The organism is Arthrobacter sp. DMZ02-1R, assembly GCF_057747935.1.
Map to the genome: position 1 here is coordinate 3,467,198 of NZ_CM173230.1, position 19,836 is coordinate 3,487,033.

General features: G+C 64.3%; 16 protein-coding genes. 6 read left to right on the forward strand and 10 right to left on the reverse strand.

All coding sequences use genetic code 11. The annotated features are described in order from the left end of the window. Positions 1–34 precede the first annotated feature (34 nt). Both AC3ANQ_RS16550 and AC3ANQ_RS16555 read right to left on the reverse strand, forming a co-directional pair. On the reverse strand, positions 35–1,183 hold the full coding sequence (locus AC3ANQ_RS16550; protein ID WP_488302039.1) for a resuscitation-promoting factor: 1,149 nt from the start codon (positions 1,181–1,183) through the stop codon (positions 35–37). Positions 1,184–1,450: 267 nt separating this feature from the next. Next, positions 1,451–2,335, reverse strand: coding sequence for a TatD family hydrolase (locus tag AC3ANQ_RS16555; protein ID WP_488302040.1), 885 nt, complete (start codon positions 2,333–2,335; stop codon positions 1,451–1,453). 197 nt (positions 2,336–2,532) lie between these two features. Here AC3ANQ_RS16555 and AC3ANQ_RS16560 point away from each other — a divergent pair, with 197 nt between their 5' ends. From AC3ANQ_RS16560 to AC3ANQ_RS16570, 3 genes are all read left to right on the forward strand, one after another. Then, the gene (locus AC3ANQ_RS16560; RefSeq protein WP_488302041.1) at positions 2,533–3,609 is read left to right on the forward strand and encodes an AAA family ATPase; all 1,077 of its coding nucleotides are present in this window, start codon (positions 2,533–2,535) and stop codon (positions 3,607–3,609) included. Positions 3,610–3,630: 21 nt separating this feature from the next. Further along, positions 3,631–5,049, forward strand: a complete 1,419-nt coding sequence (locus AC3ANQ_RS16565; protein ID WP_488302042.1) for a DUF58 domain-containing protein — start codon at positions 3,631–3,633, stop codon at positions 5,047–5,049. A gap of 137 nt (positions 5,050–5,186) precedes the next feature. Further along, positions 5,187–7,613 carry a transglutaminase TgpA family protein gene (locus AC3ANQ_RS16570; RefSeq protein WP_488302043.1) on the forward strand — a complete coding sequence of 809 codons (2,427 nt, stop codon included), beginning with the start codon at positions 5,187–5,189 and terminating at the stop codon, positions 7,611–7,613. Positions 7,614–7,781: 168 nt separating this feature from the next. Here AC3ANQ_RS16570 and AC3ANQ_RS16575 read toward each other — a convergent pair whose 3' ends face one another. Both AC3ANQ_RS16575 and rsmI read right to left on the reverse strand, forming a co-directional pair. Then, positions 7,782–9,263: an NAD-dependent succinate-semialdehyde dehydrogenase gene (locus tag AC3ANQ_RS16575; RefSeq protein WP_488302044.1), complete on the reverse strand. Its 1,482-nt coding sequence runs from the start codon at positions 9,261–9,263 to the stop codon at positions 7,782–7,784. A gap of 187 nt (positions 9,264–9,450) precedes the next feature. Further along, on the reverse strand, positions 9,451–10,281 hold the full coding sequence (gene rsmI / locus AC3ANQ_RS16580; protein ID WP_488305352.1) for a 16S rRNA (cytidine(1402)-2'-O)-methyltransferase: 831 nt from the start codon (positions 10,279–10,281) through the stop codon (positions 9,451–9,453). 230 nt (positions 10,282–10,511) lie between these two features. Between rsmI and AC3ANQ_RS16585 the strand changes: the two genes are divergently transcribed. Then, positions 10,512–12,158, forward strand: a complete 1,647-nt coding sequence (locus tag AC3ANQ_RS16585; protein WP_488302045.1) for a dolichyl-phosphate-mannose--protein mannosyltransferase — start codon at positions 10,512–10,514, stop codon at positions 12,156–12,158. A gap of 3 nt (positions 12,159–12,161) precedes the next feature. Here AC3ANQ_RS16585 and AC3ANQ_RS16590 read toward each other — a convergent pair whose 3' ends face one another. Continuing rightward, the gene (locus AC3ANQ_RS16590) at positions 12,162–13,271 is read right to left on the reverse strand and encodes a TIGR01906 family membrane protein (RefSeq protein ID WP_488302046.1); all 1,110 of its coding nucleotides are present in this window, start codon (positions 13,269–13,271) and stop codon (positions 12,162–12,164) included. A 146-nt stretch (positions 13,272–13,417) separates the two neighbouring features. Further along, entirely contained in the window at positions 13,418–14,410 is a 993-nt protein-coding gene (locus tag AC3ANQ_RS16595; protein WP_488302047.1) for a stage II sporulation protein M, read from the reverse strand. Between the two features lie 202 nt (positions 14,411–14,612). Between AC3ANQ_RS16595 and AC3ANQ_RS16600 the strand changes: the two genes are divergently transcribed. After that, entirely contained in the window at positions 14,613–15,413 is an 801-nt protein-coding gene (locus AC3ANQ_RS16600; RefSeq protein WP_488302048.1) for an RDD family protein, read from the forward strand. Positions 15,414–15,485: 72 nt separating this feature from the next. On the opposite strand, the gene AC3ANQ_RS16605 is transcribed toward AC3ANQ_RS16600, so the two are convergent. The 4 genes from AC3ANQ_RS16605 to AC3ANQ_RS16620 all read right to left on the reverse strand — a co-directional run bounded on the left by AC3ANQ_RS16605 (position 15,486) and on the right by AC3ANQ_RS16620 (position 19,211). Continuing rightward, the gene (locus AC3ANQ_RS16605) at positions 15,486–16,682 is read right to left on the reverse strand and encodes a L,D-transpeptidase (RefSeq protein ID WP_488305353.1); all 1,197 of its coding nucleotides are present in this window, start codon (positions 16,680–16,682) and stop codon (positions 15,486–15,488) included. Between the two features lie 250 nt (positions 16,683–16,932). Next, entirely contained in the window at positions 16,933–18,414 is a 1,482-nt protein-coding gene (gene ahcY, locus AC3ANQ_RS16610; RefSeq protein WP_488302049.1) for an adenosylhomocysteinase, read from the reverse strand. Between the two features lie 42 nt (positions 18,415–18,456). Continuing rightward, on the reverse strand, positions 18,457–18,681 hold the full coding sequence (locus tag AC3ANQ_RS16615) for a Trm112 family protein (RefSeq protein WP_488302050.1): 225 nt from the start codon (positions 18,679–18,681) through the stop codon (positions 18,457–18,459). Between the two features lie 155 nt (positions 18,682–18,836). Further along, positions 18,837–19,211: a DUF3499 domain-containing protein gene (locus tag AC3ANQ_RS16620; RefSeq protein WP_488302051.1), complete on the reverse strand. Its 375-nt coding sequence runs from the start codon at positions 19,209–19,211 to the stop codon at positions 18,837–18,839. Positions 19,212–19,308: 97 nt separating this feature from the next. Between AC3ANQ_RS16620 and AC3ANQ_RS16625 the strand changes: the two genes are divergently transcribed. Further along, positions 19,309–19,827: a metallopeptidase family protein gene (locus AC3ANQ_RS16625; RefSeq protein ID WP_488302052.1), complete on the forward strand. Its 519-nt coding sequence runs from the start codon at positions 19,309–19,311 to the stop codon at positions 19,825–19,827. The last annotated feature ends 9 nt before the right edge of the window (positions 19,828–19,836 follow it).

Below are 19,836 nucleotides of genomic sequence, written 5' to 3' on the forward strand. Positions count from 1 at the left end.
CCGGAGATTCGGGCCCGGCCAATTTCATCGATGTTTAGCGGGAAGCCGCCCAGCCACAGCCCCACGGTCCGAGGCCGCGCTGCGCGTAGACACGGTTGGCGATATCGATCTGCTGGGCCTTGCTGGCGGCGGCTGCGTTGGGAGCGTAGGCGCCACCGCCGGAGCCGATCCAGGTCTGGATGTCGAACTGCAGGCCGCCGTAGTAGCCGTTGCCCGTGTTGATGGCCCAGTTTCCACCGGACTCACACTGGGCAACCTTGTCCCACATGGCCTCGTTCGGTGCGCCAGTAGGTCCGGAGGCTGCCGCGGCGGCAGCAGGCTTGGGGCGCTCCTTGGTTCCGACGGTCACCTTCGCGGAAACAGGGTTGACGGTGACGTCCGAGGAGACCAGGGTCCGGGACGCTTCGCGACCATCCACCAGGATGAGCTTGAACTTCTTGCTGAGCAGCCCGAGGACACCTTCTTGGGTCACGGTCTTCTGGTCCGAGAACTGGGCCGGGTCTTGCGTGGTGACGGTATCGAAGGGAACGTTTTCCGTCTCAGTGGCGGTCTTGCTGGTGTCCACACGGGAAACCTTGATCACCATGTTCTGGACAACGGGGGCCGAGTTAGGCTGCGAAACACGGTCGTTCGGGCCGAGCACGACGCCGGCATCGCTGAGGACGGTGCCGACGTCAGCCGCCGTCGTGGTCTTTGCGGAGCTTTGACCATCCACGAGCAGGCTGATCGTCTTAGGGGTCATGATCGAGACGAACGATCCGGAAACTGCCAACTGGGTGTCTTTGGGCTGTGAGACAGCCGAAGCGCTCGCGACGCCGAGTTCGGAAACGAGACCCTCGACATTGGGCGCCGTGGTGTTGACCGTCCGCTGTGCGCCGTCAAGGCTGACGGTGACGGCCTTGGCCAGGTTGACGTTGATGATGGAACCGTTCTGCACCGAGGAGTCCAAAGCCGGGGAAACCCGGTCTTCAGCCTTCAGATCGACCTTGGCTGCCTTGACCACTTGGTCAACTGTGTTGCCGAAGGTCTGGACGGAACTCACTTTGCCGTCGACGTTGAGGGTGACTGACTTGTTGCTGCCTGTAAAAGCAACCACACCGAGCACTAGTGCCGAAAGCACCAGCAGCTGCGCACCGACTTTGACGAAACTGAACTTGCCGCCCGTGGTGAAGAACTTAACCATGTTTGCCCGTAACTTTTGGACCATCCGGGCACGGGGAAAAGCGCACAGGGGCCTCCTGCCGCGGCCCTTGAGTGCAGGCCGAAGCCATGCAGGAGGACTGCGGCGGAGTTGTGCGCCGCCACACTCAATTCAACTGAAACACCAATTGCGAACGGAGTTAGTTGTCCGAAGGCCTTCCCCGACCCCGGCTACTGGTTACCCACTGTAACCGAAGCGTTATAAAGTGACCAAGAATTTTACATACCGGGTATGCAGGGCTATTGCAGCTCAGTCCCACGATCCGTAAGTTGCCACGGTATTTTGGGCCAGTCGGGAACATAACGCGGAGAGCTCGGTTCCGGTAACTTCAGCCATGGAACGGACAGTGTAAGGCACCATGTAGCTCGCGTTGGGGCGACCCCGGTGGGGGTGCGGCGTCAGGAACGGGGAGTCGGTTTCTACGAGCACGAGTTCCGGATCTGCGATGGCGAGCGCGTCCCTCAGGTTTGCCGCGTTCTTGAAGGTCATGGTGCCGGCAAAGGACATATACCAGCCGTTCGTGTTGCAGATCCGCGCCAGTTCCGCATCACCCGAGAAGCAATGGAACACCACCCGCTCCGGGGCGCCCTCTTCCCGGAGGACCTGCACGACGTCGTCATGGGCGTCACGGTCGTGGATCTGGAGGGTGAGATCGAGCCTCTTCGCGATGTCGATGTGGCGGCGGAAAGAGTGGCGCTGGTGCACCAGGCCGTCGCCGTGGGTGCGGAAGAAATCAAGGCCGGTTTCGCCGATCGCGCGGACTCTCGGATGGGCCGCCAGTTCTTCGATCTCGGCGAGCGCTGATTCCAGCTCTCCGCGGCCAGCGTAGACAGGAGCGTCATTCGGGTGGATGGCGACTGCCCCGAGGAGACGCCGGTCCGAGTCCAGCGCTTGGACCGTGAACCGCGATGACTCGAGGTCGCAGCCCACTTGCACGGCCCCCTGGACCCCCACGGCTTCGGCGGCGTCCAAGGCATCCGCGACGGCTACTTCCAGCAGGCCGTGCCGGAAGTCGAGATGCGTGTGGTTGTCCATCACCGGGACCGGCAACGGCTCGGGAGCTGGCGGGTATTCCTTGCGGGAGTCGCCGGTTTCAGGCGCGCGGTAGGGAGCCGGTGGGAGGGAATTGCACATGCTCCCACCCTATCTTTCCTTCCTGGACCCCTCCTGGTCCTGCCTTGGTCCTGCCTTGGTCCTGCCTCTATCTCTTCCTCCTGAACGTCCCTCTGTCTGCGGCGGCCCTAGGCTGGGTAGTCTGGTACAAAAGGCGGTATATCCCGGCCAGGGCACCGCGGCCCGGCGGGGGTTCTGTCATGGCTGAGGGGTTGTCCATGGATTCAAAGCGACACGGTACCGTTGATGAGCCATTGCTGCGGGACGAGGCTGTTGTCGCCTTGCCTCCCGAACGCGAGACCCTCAACGGTCACAAGCTGCCGGTCATGGATCCCGCGCAATTCCACGCTGCGAGCGAGAAGATCCTGGCGGCAATCAACAAAGTCATCGACGGCAAAGCCGAAGCCGCCAAACTTGCCCTGACCGTGCTCCTCGCCCAGGGTCACCTGCTTGTGGAGGACGTGCCGGGCGTCGGCAAGACCCTGCTCGCCAAGACCCTTGCACGCACCATCGATTGCAAAGTCAGCCGGATCCAGTTCACCCCGGACCTTCTTCCTTCGGACGTCACGGGCGTCTCCATCTACAACCAGTCATCACGGCAGTTCGAATTCCGCATGGGCGCGGTGTTCGCCAACATCGTGATCGGGGACGAAATCAATCGGGCCTCGGCCAAAACCCAGTCCGCCCTGCTCGAATGCATGGAAGAACACCAGGTGACGGTGGACGGCCATTCCTACCAGCTGGCCGAGCCGTTCATGGTGGTTGCGACGCAGAACCCCATTGAGATGGAAGGCACGTATCCGCTGCCGGAGGCCCAGAGGGACCGCTTCATGGCTCGAATCTCCATGGGCTACCCGGACAAGCTTTCCGAGATCGAGATGCTCGAGACGCACCAGGCGGTCTCACCCCTCGCGAAAGTCACCCCCGTGGTCACTTCCTCGGATGTCGCCGCCATGATCGCGACGGTGCAGCAGGTCTTCGTCTCCCAAGCCGTCAAGGAATACACGGTTGCCTTGGGGCGGGCCACACGGGACAGCGCGCGCCTGCGTCTCGGAGCCAGCCCGCGGTCCCTGCTGCAACTGCTGCGGGCGGCCAAGGCGACCGCCGCACTTGACGGACGGGATTTCGTCCTTCCGGACGACGTCATTTCCGTGGCCGAATCGGTGTTGGCGCACCGCATCATCCTTGACCGCAAGGCCGCGAGTTCCGGTGACACTCCGCAGAGCATCATCCGGGCTATCCTGGCCTCCCTCCCCGTAAGCCAGGACGCTGGCGCGGAACGCCGCGGCAGCTAGGCGGATGTCCGGAGGGGGCACATGGCACTGATGGATCTACTTCCCAAGCACCAGTTCACCACCCGTGGCTGGGGACTGCTGGCCAGCGGCATTGGCGCCCTGCTCCTGGCCCAAATCATGGGCAGGCGAGACCTGCTGGCCCTCGGCATCCTGCTGATAGTGCTTCCGCTGATATCCCTTGCCGGGGTTCGCGTCCTCAAACCGCGCTTTCAGGTGTTCCGCGAATTCAATCCGTCTTCCGTGGAAACATCCTCCACGGCAACGGTGCGGCTGGCCGTGGCACGGACCGGCGCAGCCACGGGCCCGGTGATCATGGAAGAGCAATTGCCGCCGCGTTTCGGCGAACCTCCGGCCTTTCGGTTTCCCGCCCGGGCCGCTTCCGGCGGCACTAGCAGGTACGAATACCATCTGCGCTCGGGCAAGCGCGGCCAGTTCAGGATCGGTCCGGTCACCGCCGAGTTCTGCGATCCCTTCGGTTTGTCGCTGCACCGGCACGCGATCGACGACGGCGACATCCTCACCGTGACGCCTGCCGCCGTCGAGCTCCCCGCCACGAGCCTCGCGGGCGCACGCGGAAACGACGGCGTGACCGCCACCCGAATCCGTGCGAATCCCAGCGACGACGACGTCATGACCCGCGAATACCGTCATGGCGACCCCATGCGGCGCGTCCACTGGGCGGCGACCGCGCGGCACGGGGAACTCATGGTGCGGCAGGAAGAGTCCGTTACTACGCCCGAGGCGACCATCATCATGGACCAGCGTTATTCCGCCTTTGTTTCGGGTTCGGGGGCCACCTTCGGTCCGGCCCACGAAGACGCCTTTGAACTGGTCAGCAGCGACAACTTCGAGTGGGTCGTGACGGCGGCCATGTCGATCAGCGCCCACCTTGCCGATCGGAACTACTCGCTGAGGTTCCTCGACGCCGCCGGGAATCCGGCGTTCCGCAGCTCCCACTCGGCCCCGGATCCCGAAACCGAGGAATTCAGCGGCTTGGGCGGCCTGCAATCCATTGCCGAGAGCCTTGCCGCAATTCAGCTCACGGGTGCACGGCATGTCCATGGCGAGCGCCGCAAGGAGGCCGCCGGCGTCGTTGACGGTGTCGAGGCGCCCTTCGACGACCACCTGATGGACAAGCTGGCGGCACACCGCCTGCGTGGTCCCCTTCTCGCCTTGCTCGGCAATATGCCGCTCGCCGAGGCCCGTGCGTTGGCGCCCGCCGCCGGCTACGGAGCCAATGCCTTCGCGCTGGTGGTCACGGACCATCCCCGCCATGCCCAGCCGATCATCGAAGCCTTGAAGCTGGGCGGCTGGCGGGCCGTCGCCGTCAGTTCGAGAACTGATCTTCCCGCCGCATGGGCAGGCTTCGATCAAGGAGAGATTCTTGCGGCCGCTGCCGCAGCGATGGACGTCAGGCGCGGAGCGGCGGTGCCGCGATGACGACCACCTCCCGGCACGAGACTCCAGGACGGACCCCACGTCCTGCGTCGACGAGCACAGGCGAGGGAGGAGCTTCCTCCCGTCCGGGGAAGGTACCCCCGGCCCGAAAGCCGGGGCCGGGAGCCTACCCGTGGGCCATGTCCGCGGCCGTCGCCATCGCCGTACTCGGGACATCGCTCTCGCTCAACGGTGTCTTCAGGGGCTGGGCTTGGTTGGTTCCTGCGATCACCACGGCGTGTACCGTCGCAATGACGTTGGCTGTTCTCCGCGCATTAAGGGCGCATGCGCTGCTCATCACTTTGGGCGGGCTGGTCTCCTTGGCGTTCATCCTTACCTTCACCTTCTTCCGGCAACAAAGCATCGCGGGCTTCGTTCCGTCCGGTGAGACATATGCCCAGCTCGGCAAGTTCCTGAAACGCGCGGGCGAAACTGTCGTCTCGGAGACTGCTCCCGTGGCCCCGAACGCCGGAATCGTGTTTGTCGCGTGCGCGAGCCTGGGCCTGGTGGTTGTCCTCACCGATGCGTTGGCGGTTCCACTCGGAATGCCTGCCACAAGCGGTTTGGGTCTTCTAGCGGTCCTCGTCTTCCCGGCCACCATCAAGCCGCAAGGCGCAGGGCTGCTCGGATTCCTTGCCGCTGCTGTCGGTTTCATCCTGATCCTGGGGTGTAGCCAGTGGTTCGCGCCGGATTCGCGGCTACAGACAGACAATCCGCGGGGCACGGGGCAGCTCAAACGATCGGCGGTGATCGGTGCCGTGGCCCTGGTTGTCGGGCTGCTGCTGCCCTTGGCGATTCCAGGCTTCGAGCGCGGAACGTTTCCGGTGGGCTCGCGCCTGAACCCCTGGGGCGTCTCCAACGGCTTGAACCCGATGATCACGCTCGGCAACAGCCTGCGGAATCCCACCGGCGACGGCCGTATCACCTACGCCACGAGTTCCACTGCCCCCGTCTACTTGCGTTCTGTCACCATCGACAGGTTCGACGGCGATACTTGGGCGCCGGACGACCGGGAAGCTTCCCGACGCATCGGACCCGGCCGCGTGGCGCCGAACTATCCGCTCCCCTCCGATTTGGTGCGCCAGCTGACTGTGATCGATACCGGGCAGTTCACCAGCCCCTACCTGCCGGTTCCTTATGCTCCAACGGCCGTGAACGGGCTGAGCGGACGCTGGTCCTGGGATCCCGAAACCCTCAGCATCCGCGCCGAGGATACCAACACGAGGAACCAGCAATACACGGTATATTCGGCGCTGCCAGCCCTGACCTCCGCGACTTTAAGCCAGGACAACGCCCGGCCCACGTCGATCTCGCAGGATTTCATCCAGGTGCCAAACAACGTTCCGGACATTGTGAAGAACACGGCCAAGACCGTGACTGCCGGCGCCGCTGGCAACTACGCCAAGGCGATGGCGATCCAGAGCTATCTACGTTCGCCGCAGTTCAGCTACTCCCTGCAGGCTCCGGTCCAGGGCGGTTATGACGGCAACGGCTTGTCCGTGCTGGCGGATTTCCTCGAACAGAAGAGCGGCTACTGCGTCCACTTCGCGTCGGCCATGGCCGTCATGGCGAGGCTATCGGGAATCCCGAGCCGAATCGCCGTGGGCTACGCGCCGGGCCACTCCACCGGTGTCACCGTTGCCGTCGCAGGGCAGGAACCCTTGCCGGAGTTCGAGGTGGATGCCCGTGACGCCCATGCCTGGCCTGAACTCTATTTCGAAGGAGCGGGTTGGGTCGCCTTTGAACCGACCCCTTCACGCGGTGTGGTCCCACCCTATGCGGCCGAATCGGCGTCGGTGGGCGGCCCGAGCACCAACCTGCACGACGAAAACCTGACCCCGGGGTCCGTGACCCCCCAGCCGAGCACTTCGGCGGTCCCTCCGCTTGCGGGGCCCGGCGGCGGAGCGGGGACGTCCGCGGGCTTCGGAACGGCACTGTATGTCGTCGCCGGAGCACTCCTCCTGGCGGTGTTGTTCGCCTCCCCGCGGCTGGTCCGTTCCGGCATCAGGGCGCGCCGCCTGAAGCCGCCACGGGCCAGGCGGATCGGTTCCGGAGGTGGCACCGGGCCGGCCCCACCCCGGGACGGCCCAGTCCTGGCGTGGGCCGAGCTTCGGGACCTCGCCACCGACTACGGCGTGCCACCCGTGCCCAGTGAAACGCCACGGCACTTCGCGGCACGATTGCGCAACTCGGCTGCACTCGGATCGCCGGCTGCTTCGCCGTCGGGAGCCGCCGACGACGCCGGCCAGCAGGCGGTTGCATTACTCACCGTCGACTTCGAACGGCAGCGTTACGGTCCCCCGACGGATCCCGCGGCGGACGGCGCAACGGAGCAAGCAAACGCGACGGCTGCCGGCAGGATCGCCGCTGTCCGCGCCGCATTGCGGCGCAATGCCACGTGGTTCGCAGCCTTCCGCGCGGACTGGTTCCCGCCGTCCTTGATGTCCCGGTGGTTCCAACTCGTGTGGACGCCGTTCCGCTGGCTGGGTGGCATTTCAGTGGCGGCAGCACGCCGGGCGGCGGCATCCTGGAAAAGCCTCTTCGACTCCATCCGCTGGCGGCGTTGAGACCCCATCTGACTCGCAGTTGTTGTCGTATACAGGCCGCCAAGCGACACCTACTGCCAGCTAGTTAGGCTAAGAATGGTAAAGGCAGGGCACCGAAACCGTGGGGTTCCGGTGCCCTGCCTTTACTCAACGGCAAGTCCCCGTTGCGAGAGGTCCGCCGAAGTTTTACTAGTCCGCGTAAGGATCCGCGATGCCGACGTACTGCGTAGTGAGGTATTCCTCGATGCCTTCGAAGCCGCCTTCACGGCCCAGGCCGGACTGCTTCACGCCACCGAAAGGTGCTGCGGCGTTGGAGATGACGCCGGCGTTGAGGCCGAGCATGCCGGTCTCGATCTTTTCACTGACCCGCAGTCCACGGTTCAGGTCCTTGGTGTAGACGTAGGCGACCAGGCCGTATTCGGTGTTGTTGGCCAGCTTGATGGCTTCGTCTTCGCTCTTGAAGGTGATGATCGGGGCCACCGGTCCGAAGATCTCTTCCTTCAGGATGCGCGCGTCCGCGGATACGTTCTTGAGCACGGTCGGCTGGTAGAAGTAGCCCGGGCCGTCCACCGGGGCACCGCCGGTGACGGCGATCGCACCGTTGGCAACGGCGTCGGACACGAGGGCATGCACGCCGTTGCGGGCCTTGCCGTCGATCAACGGGCCAACCGTGGAGTCCGGCTCGGTGCCGCGGGCCGTGTGGAGTGCGGAGATCTTGGCGGCGAACTTCTCGGCGAAGGAATCGGCGATGGAGTCGTGCACGATGAAGCGGTTGGCTGCGGTGCAGGCCTCCCCCATGTTGCGCATCTTGGCTGCCACGGCGCCTTCGACGGCCTTGTCCAGGTCAGCGTCCTCGAACACCACGAACGGTGCGTTGCCGCCGAGTTCCATGGAGCTGCGCAGGACCTTGTCCGCGGCTTCGCGCATGAGGGACTGCCCGACGGCGGTGGAACCGGTGAAGGAGATCTTGCGCAGGCGGTGGTCCTTGATGAGGGGCCCGGTGACTGCGCCTGCCGTGGAGGTCTGGATGACGTTGAGCACGCCTGCGGGGAGGCCGGCTTCCTGCATGACTTGGGCGAAGAGCAGGCTGGTCAGCGGGGTCAGGTTGGCGGGCTTCAGTACCATCGTGCAGCCGGCCGCGACGGCGGGAGCAATCTTGCGGGTGGCCATGGCCAGCGGGAAGTTCCACGGGGTGATCAGCAGGCAGGGGCCTACCGGCTTCTTCTGGACCAGAATGCGGTTCTTGCCGTCCGGGGCTGCAGAGTAGCGTCCGCTGACGCGGACGGCTTCCTCGGAGAACCAGCGGAGGAATTCGGCGCCGTAGGCTACTTCACCGCGGGCTTCGGCCAAGGGCTTGCCCATTTCCAAGGTCATGAGCAGCGCGAAGTCTTCGGCCCGTGCCGTGACCAGCTCGAAGGCGCGGCGCAGGATTTCGCCACGTTCGCGCGGGGCGGTACGCGCCCAGGAGACCTGCGCGGCGGCGGCAGCGTCCAGTGCGGCGGCGCCGTCCTCTGCTCCGGCGTCGGCGATGCTTATGAGCACCTTGCCCGTGGCGGGATCCTCGACGTCGAACGTCTTGCCGGATGCCGCAGGCAGCCACTGGCCGTTGATGAGCAGCCCGGTGGGAACGGAGGCGAGCAGTTCGCTTTCGCGATCGGCGGTAACAGTCACAGTGACTCCTTCGTCAGTTGGTGCGCGTTGTAGGGATGCACCAACACTTGATTTTGTGGAATTACTGTCACGGTACTGCCCGCCGGGAAGCAGTGTCTACGCCTTCGCGCACTGCCGCAGGAGCATGGGTTTGTGCAGTTGCACAGCCCCGCCTCGAAGCGCAAGCTAGCGCGCGGAGAGCAACGCCCTAACGCGCGGCGAGCACAGCAGAGTACAACTCACGCTTGCTGATGCGGGCCTCTTCGGCCACGGCAGCCACTGCTTCCTTGAGCCTGACGCCCTTGGCCATGAGCTCGTTGACCGAGGCGACGTGGTCTTCAGGCTTGCCCGGCGCCTGTTCGGGCGCGCCTGCCACCACTACGGCAATCTCGCCGCGGACCTCGTTGTTTTCAGCCCATTCGAGCAGCTCCCGGACGGTTCCCCTGATAACTTCCTCATAGGTCTTGGTCAATTCGCGGCACACTGCGATGCGGCGATCCGCGCCGAACCGCTCGTGGAGGGCGCGGAGCATTGGCTCAAGCCGGTGCGGTGCCTCGAAGAACACCATCGTCCGGCGTTCGTTGCCAAGGTCCGCAAGCCGGGAACTGCGTTCGCCGGCTTTGCGTGGCAGGAAACCTTCAAAGCAGAACCGATCCGTGGGCAGCCCCGAAAGCGCCAGCGCCGTCAAGACGGCGGACGGCCCTGGAAAGGCGGTGACGAAGAGTCCGGCCGCCACCGCTCCCTCCACGAGGCGGAAGCCGGGGTCGGACACGGCAGGCATCCCGGCGTCGCTCACCATGATGATGGTCTTGCCCGCCCTGACGTAGTCCAGCAGTTCCTCGGTCTTGGCGGCCTCGTTGTGCTCGTGGTAGCTGATGACGCGGCCGGACACTGTAATACCGAGCGACTGGACCAGTCGGTGCAAGCGTCGGGTGTCCTCTGCGGCGACGATGTCGGCGGTCTGCAGCAGTTCGATGAGCCGACTGGAGGCATCGCCGACGTTGCCGATGGGAGTGGCGGCCAGTACGATCCGGCCCACGCCGTCGGGAAGTGTGGGAAGAGCCTGTGGCTCAACGGGAAGTGCGGTGGTGTCCGTGGACTCCGAGGGCTCCGCAGAGGCAGGATCGAGGGCTTCATCCGGGGAGCTCAGCTGTTCAGTCACCCGTCCAGCCTAGTGCCCCGGTGCCTCCTCGGCCCGTGCAGGGCTGCTCCGCCGGCCTCCCATGCCGCTTTCAGGGAGCTACCGGAGGCAAAAGGTAGCATGGCTGAGTGATCGATACCTCCGTGCCCCCCGCCCCGCAGACCTGGTTGACACGGCCCCGCGAAGCGTTCACCGCAGAGGCCCTGCGTACGCGGCTCCTTGGCGGCATCCAGAGTTGGCGCGACTATCCGGCGTCATTGAGACTGTGGTTCTGGCTAATCCCCACCATTACTGCCGTCATCGGCGGGATCCTGCGTTTTGTCCGCCTCGATGCCCCGCATAGCCTCGTGTTCGACGAGACCTACTATGTCAAGGACGCCTACTCCCTCCTGGTTAGCGGATACGAGCGGAGCTGGCCGGATAAAGCCAACGATGCCTTCAACGCTGGCAACCCCAACATCCTGCTCAACTCCCCCGAATACGTGGTGCATCCCCCGGTAGGAAAGTGGATGATCGCCTTCGGGATGTGGATCTTCGGTTCGGACAATTCCTTTGGCTGGCGATTCTCCGCAGCCCTGACGGGTACCCTCTCCATTTTCCTGATCGCCTTGATCGCCCTGAAGCTGTTCAGTTCCCACATCCTGGGCGCGGTCGCGGGGCTGCTGCTCGCCGTCGACGGCCACCACCTGGTCATGTCGCGCACTTCCCTGCTGGACATCTTCCTGATGTTTTGGCTGCTCGCGGCGTTTGGTGCCCTGCTGATGGACCGCGACGACGGCCGGCGCCGCCTCGCGGCACGGCTCGCCGCGCTTGCGGGCGCGTCGAAAGACGGCCGGCCAACGCTATCGCAACTCGCCTCTGGGCCGTGGCTTGGATTTCGATGGTGGCGATTGGCGGCCGGCGTTTGCCTCGGCCTGGCGGTCGGCACGAAATGGTCGGCACTGTTCTTCGTGGCCGGTTTCGGCTTGATGACGGTCTTCTGGGACATGAGCGCGCGGCGCATCGCAGGCATTCGAAGTTGGCCCAGCTCCGCGATCATCAAAGACGGCGTGCTGGCGTTCTTCACCATGATCCCGGTGGCCGGAGCCGTGTACTTGTCCACGTGGACCGGCTGGTTCCTTTCCAAGGACGCCTACTACCGCCAATGGGCCGAAACGAATCCTTCCGACACCTGGGGATGGATTCCCGGACCGTTGCGCTCACTTGCGTACTACCACATGGAGGCCTACAACTTCCATCAAGGCCTCAGCTCACCCCACCCTTATCAATCGAGTCCGTGGAGCTGGCTGGTCATGGGGCGGCCCACGTCGTTCTACTACGAGTCGCCCAAGCAGGGAACGGCCGGTTGCGACCTCTCCAGCTGCACCTCGGCAATCCTTTCCGTGGGCAATCCCGTGATCTGGTGGGGTGCGACGATTGCCCTCTTCGTGGTGCTTTTCTGGTGGGCCGGACGGCGCGACTGGCGGGCCGGAGCCATCCTGGCGGGGGTCGCCGCGGGGTATCTGCCGTGGTTCATGTATCCGGACCGCACGATGTTCTACTTTTACGCCCTCTCCTTCGAACCCTTCCTGGTCTTGGCTCTCGTCTACGGATTGGGGCTTGCTCTGGGCAAGACCAGCACTCCCCCGTGGCGCCGTCGCTCGGGACTCTACGTGGTGGGGCTGGTGGTGGTTCTTGCCGTGCTGCTGTCGGCATTCTTCTACCCGGTGTGGACGGCGGAAGTGATCAGCTACCAGGACTGGCGCATGCGTATGTGGATGCCGTCCTGGATCTAGCCGCTACTTTTCGAGCGGGCCGTCCCCTGCGGAGGTCGCCTTCGCGTCCGCGGGGTCTTCCGCAGCCGCGTCGTCCTTGACCAGCAGTCCGCGACGACGGCGGGTGGGCCAGGTGAAGATGAGCGTCAGCAGGGCGACGACGAAGACCAAAGCGCCGATCACTATTCCGGCGTCCATCCAGAACTGTCCAGGGAACAAACGGATCAAGGTGTCGTCGAGGGAAAATGTCCAGGTGCCGTTCGCGAAGAAGATCTGGTGGAACTCCGTGAAGAACTGTTGCCAGCCAAGGGCGGCAAGCGTGCCCAGCCCCAGGATGAGGACAAGAGTGACGATCGAACCTGCAAAAAGGCCGCGGCGGATTCCGCCAGTGCTGCGCTTACGCAGGCACAGCATGGCAATGATGCCAATGATGATCATGAGGGCGCCGGCACCGAATGCGGAGAGTATCACGGTCTTGACGTCGGCCATGTGGGAGACTTCTCCCTCCTTGAACAGCTTCTCGCCGTTCCGGTTGACCAGCTCGCCCAAGTAGCGCGGACCGGACCAGTTGCTGAGGTAGTCCACGGCATAGGAACCGTAGGTTATCCGGTCATCGGCATTGAAGCCATAGCCGTCGCCCGGGAACCCTGGCCGGTAGTACTCCACCCACAGAAACAACGGACTGGCCACGGCGCGGATTGCCAGCACCAGGAGGACCACCGGGTAAAAGACGGCCAGCAGGACCTGGAAAATGCGCGGGGCCACGGGTTTGGCGTTGGCGGCCTGCTCGCGCTCGTGGTTGCGGCGTTCCACCTCGGACTCCGGCGGGCGGACCTGAAGGGCCGACGTCGGCAGGGGCTCGGCGAAGAGCGCCGGTTCCGGCCCGGCTTCGGCCGCCTCGGCGGCCTTGCGGTCAGCCCGGCTCCCGGGCTGTCCGGACGCGGATTCAACCGCCGGCTTGCCCTCGGGCACCGACTTCGTAGAAGAGTCCTGGCCTCCGCCAGCAGCCATTGCCGTGCGTGTGTCCGGGGCCGCGGACTTGGGGGCGGGCTTCATCCAATCGAAGGCCGGCTCATCGCCGTCATCATGGATATTCGCGTCCGGGTCTTTGGGGATCGGGCTCTTCTCGGTCACTTCAATTTCACTTCCGTAGGATTCACATGCCGGTGCGGGAACAGTCCGCTGGCAATCTTCTCTGTCTTCGAGCCTACAGTCCGCCCTCGCGGAGGAACGAGGAGCCACCCCGGCGAACGCCGGATTGCGACCGGACCCACGTGCTGTTAAGCGGCTATCTCCCGGTAGCCGGCGTCGTTGCTGTCCAGGTCACCTGTGGCGCCGGCATGGAACGCCCGTCCGCCCAGCACGAGGGTATAGACCCAGTACGCCGCGAGAACGAGCGAACCGATCAGTATCTTTGCCCATACCGGGAGCGGGCTGGGGGTCACGAACGCCTCAACGAGTCCGGAAAGCAACAGGACGATCACCAGGCCAAGAGCCACGGTGATCAGTGAGCGGCCCTCGTCCGCCACGGCCTGCATCCTGCGGCGGGGGCCGGGCGAAACCATGGCCCAGAAAATGCGGAGACCGCCCGCGGACGCAATGAAGACGGCGGTCAGCTCCATGAGGCCGTGCGGAAGGATGTAACTGAAAAACACGTCCATCTTGCCGGTCGCGGCAAAGACACCAGCGGCGATCCCTACGCCCTGTGCGTTCGAGAACAGCATGTACGGCACCCAGAAGCCGGTGATGCCCAGAGCCACGGACTGCGCCGCAATCCAGGCATTGTTTGTCCAGACAGCCCCTGCGAAGGACGCAGCGGGGTTCTCCGAGTAATAGCCAACAAAATCTTGGTCGACGTATTGCTTGACGGCGCTGCTGCTTCCCAGCGCTCTCAACGCGTCCGTCGACGTCCCGATCCACAGTGTGTACGCCGCGGCTACAAGGCAAAAGAACGCCCCACAACACACCGTCAGCCAGCGCAAGCGGTAGAACGCGGCCGGTAAGGACACGACGAAAAAGCGCGCGAGGTCTTCCATGAAATTCGACCTCGCCCCGGTGAATCGGGTGCGGGCCTGGGCCAGGGCTGCCGACAAGGACGCGGACAGCGCGCTCTCCGGGGCCACGGATCGGATAAGGGACAGGTGTGATGACACCACTTGGTACAACCGCAACAGTTCATCGGCTTCGCCGCCGTCAAGGCGTCGTTTGTGCGCGAGCTCGTGCAAGCGGGACCATTTGGTGCCGTTCACGGCGGAGAAGGCGTCCATGTCCACGGCTCTACCCTAGTGCCAACAGTGCCAACACACGGCCAACACAGTCCCAACAGTCCCAACACAGTGCCAACGCTTCGAAAGCAGTGCCAACGTCCGCAGCAACCCCTGCTATACATCCGCCTCCACGGCTAGACTCGACCCAGCGGGAGCCGACCGGTCCCGCCCACATCGTGGGAGTACGTGGCAGTTTTTGGGGGACCGCTTGAGTTCGATCATTACTGGCGAGGCCGTGGTCCTCGAACTGCGGCCAGCATCGTTCGGGGCAAGAGCCCTCGGGCTCATGCTCGATGTCTTGGTGTATGTCCTGCTGCTTTTCGGGTTGCTGATTCTGCTGAGCGTAGCGGCGCCGGGCATGGACGAAGCCGCCAGCCGCGCTGTGGCCCTGTCCATCGTGGTGCTGTGCCTTGTGGTCGTCCCCGTGGCTGTGGAAACGCTGAGCCGTGGCCGCTCGCTGGGAAAGCTGGCTACCGGACTCAGGATCGTGCGCGACGACGGCGGCTCCATCCGCTTCCGGCATGCGCTGATCCGCGGGTTGATCGGCTTCCTGGAGATCTACGCGACGTTCGGCGGGCTGGCCATCGCCGTGGCCCTGTTCAACGACAAGTCGAAGAGGCTCGGAGATGTCGTGGCGGGAAGCTATTCCCTCAGGCAGCGCGTTCCCGCTGAACGGAAGATCCTCCCCTACACTCCGCCACACTTGCAGGCGTGGGTGGGAATCGCGGACATCGGCAGGGTGCCGGACGGCACGGCGCGGCGTGCCTCACAATTCATCCAGCAAGCGCCCCGGATGGCCCCGGAATCACGCACCAGGCTGGCTGGAGCCCTCGCCACCGAACTGGCAGCCCACGTTGCCCCGCCGCCGCCGCCCGGAACGACGCCGGAAGACTATTTGCACGCAGTGCTGTGCGAACGGCGGAACCGGGACCTCGAACGATTGCGCAGCGCAGAGCATCGCAGCGCCACGGTCGGCGCGCGACTCAACAGGCTCCCGTTCACGCGCTAGGCGAGCAGCCGGCGTCGTACGCTTCCGACGGCGGTTAGCCCAATGTGCCGGAGCGGCGCGTGCGGGGTCGACCTATCGTTTCGCGTACTGCGCCCAGGGGATGTTCCAGTCGCCAAAGCCGTCGTCGAAGTTGGCGTAATCGCCCTCGGTGTTGACCACTTGGACGACGTCTCCGGTTCCCATATTGTCGAAGACCCATTTCGCCCCGTCCGGGCCCAGGCCGATGCAACCATGCGAGAGGTTTGTGACGCCGACGTAAGGCATCGCCGAGTCCGTGGCCTGGTGGATGAACTCCCCGCTGGGCGTCAGGCGCGTGGCGTAGTTGACGTCAAGCTGTCCGTAGTAGGCAGGATCCCCTGGCTTGAGACCGATGGTGGAGGCGTCCATGTGCTCCACCCGGTACTTTTCCATGAGCACCAGGTAGCCGCGTGCGGAAGGGAACCTGGTGTCGCCCATGGTGTCCGGCCACTCGCCAACCTGCTGATCGTTGACGCTGACCGTGAAGGTGTGGGCGACCGCGTCAGCTATGGCAACCTTCTTGTCTCCGATTTTGAAGGAGTTCGTCTTGTTGAAGTTGCCGATCTGGCCGTTGCCGAAGTCCACCCCGAACAGTTTGAGATCCACGGTCACGGTGCTGTTCGCTGCCCAGAAGTTCTCCGGGCGGTAGCGCACCATGGTGTCGCTGAACCAGTGGAAGGCCCCGACTTGGCCTGATGTGGACGTGACCGTGATGGCCTTCTCGACGGCGGCCTTGTTGACCACGGGTTCACTGAAGGTGATCTGAAGCGGCTGCGCCACGCCTACTTTGGACCCCTCCAGGGGGTACATCGCGGCGTCGGCCTCGTTCTGGGTGGAAACCGTCGCGAAGGACTGGGTTTTCGACGTGGCACGGCCAGCCGAATCCGCCACGGTGTAGTTGAAAGTGTATGAAGTGTTGAATTCGAGGGGCGTGGTGGCCGTCCAGCTGAGGCCATCCGGGGTCAACCCGCCCTCAATGGTCTTTCCCTTAGTGCTCGTCAAGGAGACCCTGTCCAGGGTTCCGTCCTTGACGGCGATTGTGACGGGGGCGGCGGGGTTTACCTGTTTGGCCCCGCTCGCGGGTGAGGCGACCACCGTAGCGGGCTTCACGACCGGCAGCACGGCACCCGCCTCGCTGCGTTCACCGGATGATCCTTCGGACTCGATCGCCGCGCTGGCCGCATGCGGCGCCACGGCAGCGAAGGTGCCGCTGAGGGCGGCAATGAGGCAGACAACCACGATCCAGGCCATCTTCCGGAACCTGCTTCGCTTCGTGTCCACGGGCTCCGCCGCGTCCGGGTGATCGAAGGCGTCGGCATGCTCGAAGGCGTCCCAGCGCTCAGAAGCGTCCGCGTGCCCGCCGTCAGGATTATGACCCATGTTTGAATTCTCCAAAAACCTCGCGCCCCCCAAAAAACTCACGCCCCACAGCCGCATCCTAAGGGGCGTGGCTTGATATTGGCTGGGAGCTCGCCGGTCAGCGCGCTCCCAGCCCGTGTTCTCAGTACCGGTAGTGTTCGGGCTTGTACGGCCCGGCAACGTCAAGATCCAGGTATTCAGCCTGTTCCTTGCTGAGTTCGGTCAATTCCACACCCAAAGCATCCAAGTGGAGGCGAGCGACCTTCTCGTCGAGGATCTTCGGCAGCACGTAAACCTCGTTCGAGTATTCACGCTCGCCTTCGGGCTGATCCTTCTTGGTCCACAGCTCGATCTGGGCGATCGTCTGGTTGGCGAAGGAGTTGCTCATGACGAACGACGGGTGGCCGGTTGCGTTGCCAAGGTTCAGGAGCCGGCCTTCGGAAAGCACAATGATCGATCGCTCATTTCGGCCATCCGCTGCGGGGAACACCCATTCGTGGACCTGCGGCTTGATTTCGACCTTCTGGACGCCCGGAAGCTTTGCCAGTCCGGCCATGTCGATCTCGTTGTCGAAGTGGCCGATGTTGCCCACGATCGCTTTGTTCTTCATGCGGAGCATGTCGGAGGCCATGATGACGTCTTTGTTGCCCGTGGTGGTAATGAAGATATCGCCCTGTTCCAGCACCGATTCAAGTTTGGCCACCTGGTAGCCGTCCATGGCTGCCTGGAGTGCGCAGATGGGATCGATCTCGGTCACAATCACGCGTGAGCCCTGGCCGCGGAGTGCCTCGGCGGCGCCTTTGCCGACGTCACCGTAGCCGCAGACGACGGCGACCTTGCCGCCCATGAGGACATCCGTGGCACGGTTGATGCCGTCCGGCAGCGAGTGGCGGATGCCGTACTTGTTGTCGAATTTGCTCTTCGTCACAGAGTCGTTGACATTGATGGCCGGGAACAGGAGCTTGCCCTGTTCGGCGAGCTGGTAGAGGCGGTGCACTCCCGTGGTGGTTTCCTCGCTCACGCCACGGATGCCGGCAGCGATGCGGGTCCACTTCTTCGGGTCGACGGCCAGGCTCTTGCGCAGCACATCAAGGACGAGTGCGTACTCTTCGGGATCGTCATCCGTAGCCGTCGGCACCGCACCTGCGGCTTCGAACTCGACGCCCTTGTGGACCAGCATCGTGGCGTCGCCGCCGTCGTCGAGGATCATGTTGGGGCCCAACTCCGGGTTGGAATCCGCGCCTGGCCAGCTGAGGATCTGCTCGGCGGTCCACCAGTATTCCTCGAGGGTCTCGCCTTTCCAAGCGAACACAGGAACGCCTTGGGGGTCCCCGACCGTTCCCTGGCCGACCACGACGGCGGCAGCGGCCTCGTCCTGCGTGGAGAAGATGTTGCAGGAGGCCCAGCGGACCTCGGCGCCGAGGGCGGTGAGCGTCTCGATGAGAACTGCGGTCTGCACGGTCATGTGCAGGGAGCCGGCAATGCGGGCTCCCTTGAGCGGCTGGCTTGGACCGAACTCGGCGCGCAACGACATGAGGCCCGGCATTTCGTGCTCGGCCAAGCGGATCTGGTGGCGCCCGGCTTCGGCCAGGGAGATGTCGGCAACCTTGTAGTCGAAAGTCATGGAAGTCCTTAGAAGTACCGAATGGTTGAAGTCAGTTGGGGCTCAGGCGTGGCGGGGTCCGTCGTGCTGGTCCGAGGCAGCGGCATTGGCGGCGGCCAGCAGCTCCGGAGGCAGCAGCAAGGGGATTCCGTCCTGGATGGCGTAGCGGATCTTTTCACCCGAGGCGGCCGCCGCCGTCGAGACAAGTTCCTCGCCGTCCTGCTCCAGCGGGGACCCGGTGACCGGGCAACGCAGGATGGACAACAATTGAGGACTGACCTTTGGCATGGTTGAAGCTCCCTGGATGGCACCATCACAGGCGCCGCTTTGGACTGATATGCAGCTTCCAGAGTACAACCCGGCGGCACCGGGAACCTTGTCACAAAGGGAGCAGCGACACACGGAGTCAGACAGCGTGCGGTTCGTGCTGGACGCGAACGAGTTCAGGAAGGATCGCGCAGGATGCGCAGGTGGCGCCTTGCTGTTCCCTCGGCAGGGGCCGGTCCATCAAAGGGGGCGCGGGCAGTACGCTGTTCCGGCGCCGGGGCCGAGGCCGCTTCGCGCACGGCATTGGCCAGGGCGAGGAGATCATCCGGCCCGGGCTGCGGCGGCGAGGACGGCATGGCGAGTCGCATGACTTCCCAGCCCCTCGGTACCGTCAGCGATTCCGCATGTTGCGCGCACAGATCGTACGAATGGGGCTCGGCATACATAGCCAGAGGACCCAGCACCGCCGTCGATTCGGCGTAGACGTACGTCAAAGTGGCCACCGCGGATTGACGGCAAGCTGATCTGGAACACTGACGAATTGCACCCACAACATCCCAGATTAGCCGCACTTCGCCGCGGCGCGGTGCATTGCCTCTGAGAGGGCATTATGTCGCGTTGGCGTAGGCACGGGTCTAAAGTCGATATATGCAGTCACAGCACCACGTTCCGGGCTTCACAGTCCATTTGTCTGATACCGAGGACAGCCAGGAAACGACGACGGCGGGCACGTCCGTACGCGGCTTCAGGCAGCGCCGCAGAAACCGCCACGGGCGGGGGTTGCGCGGGGAAATCATGCTTCCCAACGTTCCCGGCTACAGGACGCGCGCGGAAAGGTTCGACGACCTCGTGCTGGATTCCGCCGAACGGCTGCAGGATATGTGGGGCAAACGGCTCGACGGCGTCTCGTTCGCCGTCGACGAGATCCCGCCAAACCTCGAGGAACTGGTAGCCCAAGGCACAGCGGCACCGTTGGGCTCATACACCCCGGCAGCCCACGGCGCAGGACCCGTCATCACCATCTATCGGCGTGTCGTAGAGCACACCACCGGGGGCCGCGAGGACCTCCAGGACCTGGTGCACGACGTCGTCGTCGAATACACCGCCGAGATGCTCGGCGTCCCGCCGGAGACCCTGGACCCTGTCTACCGCCGTCGTTATCAGTAAGCCGCGGCG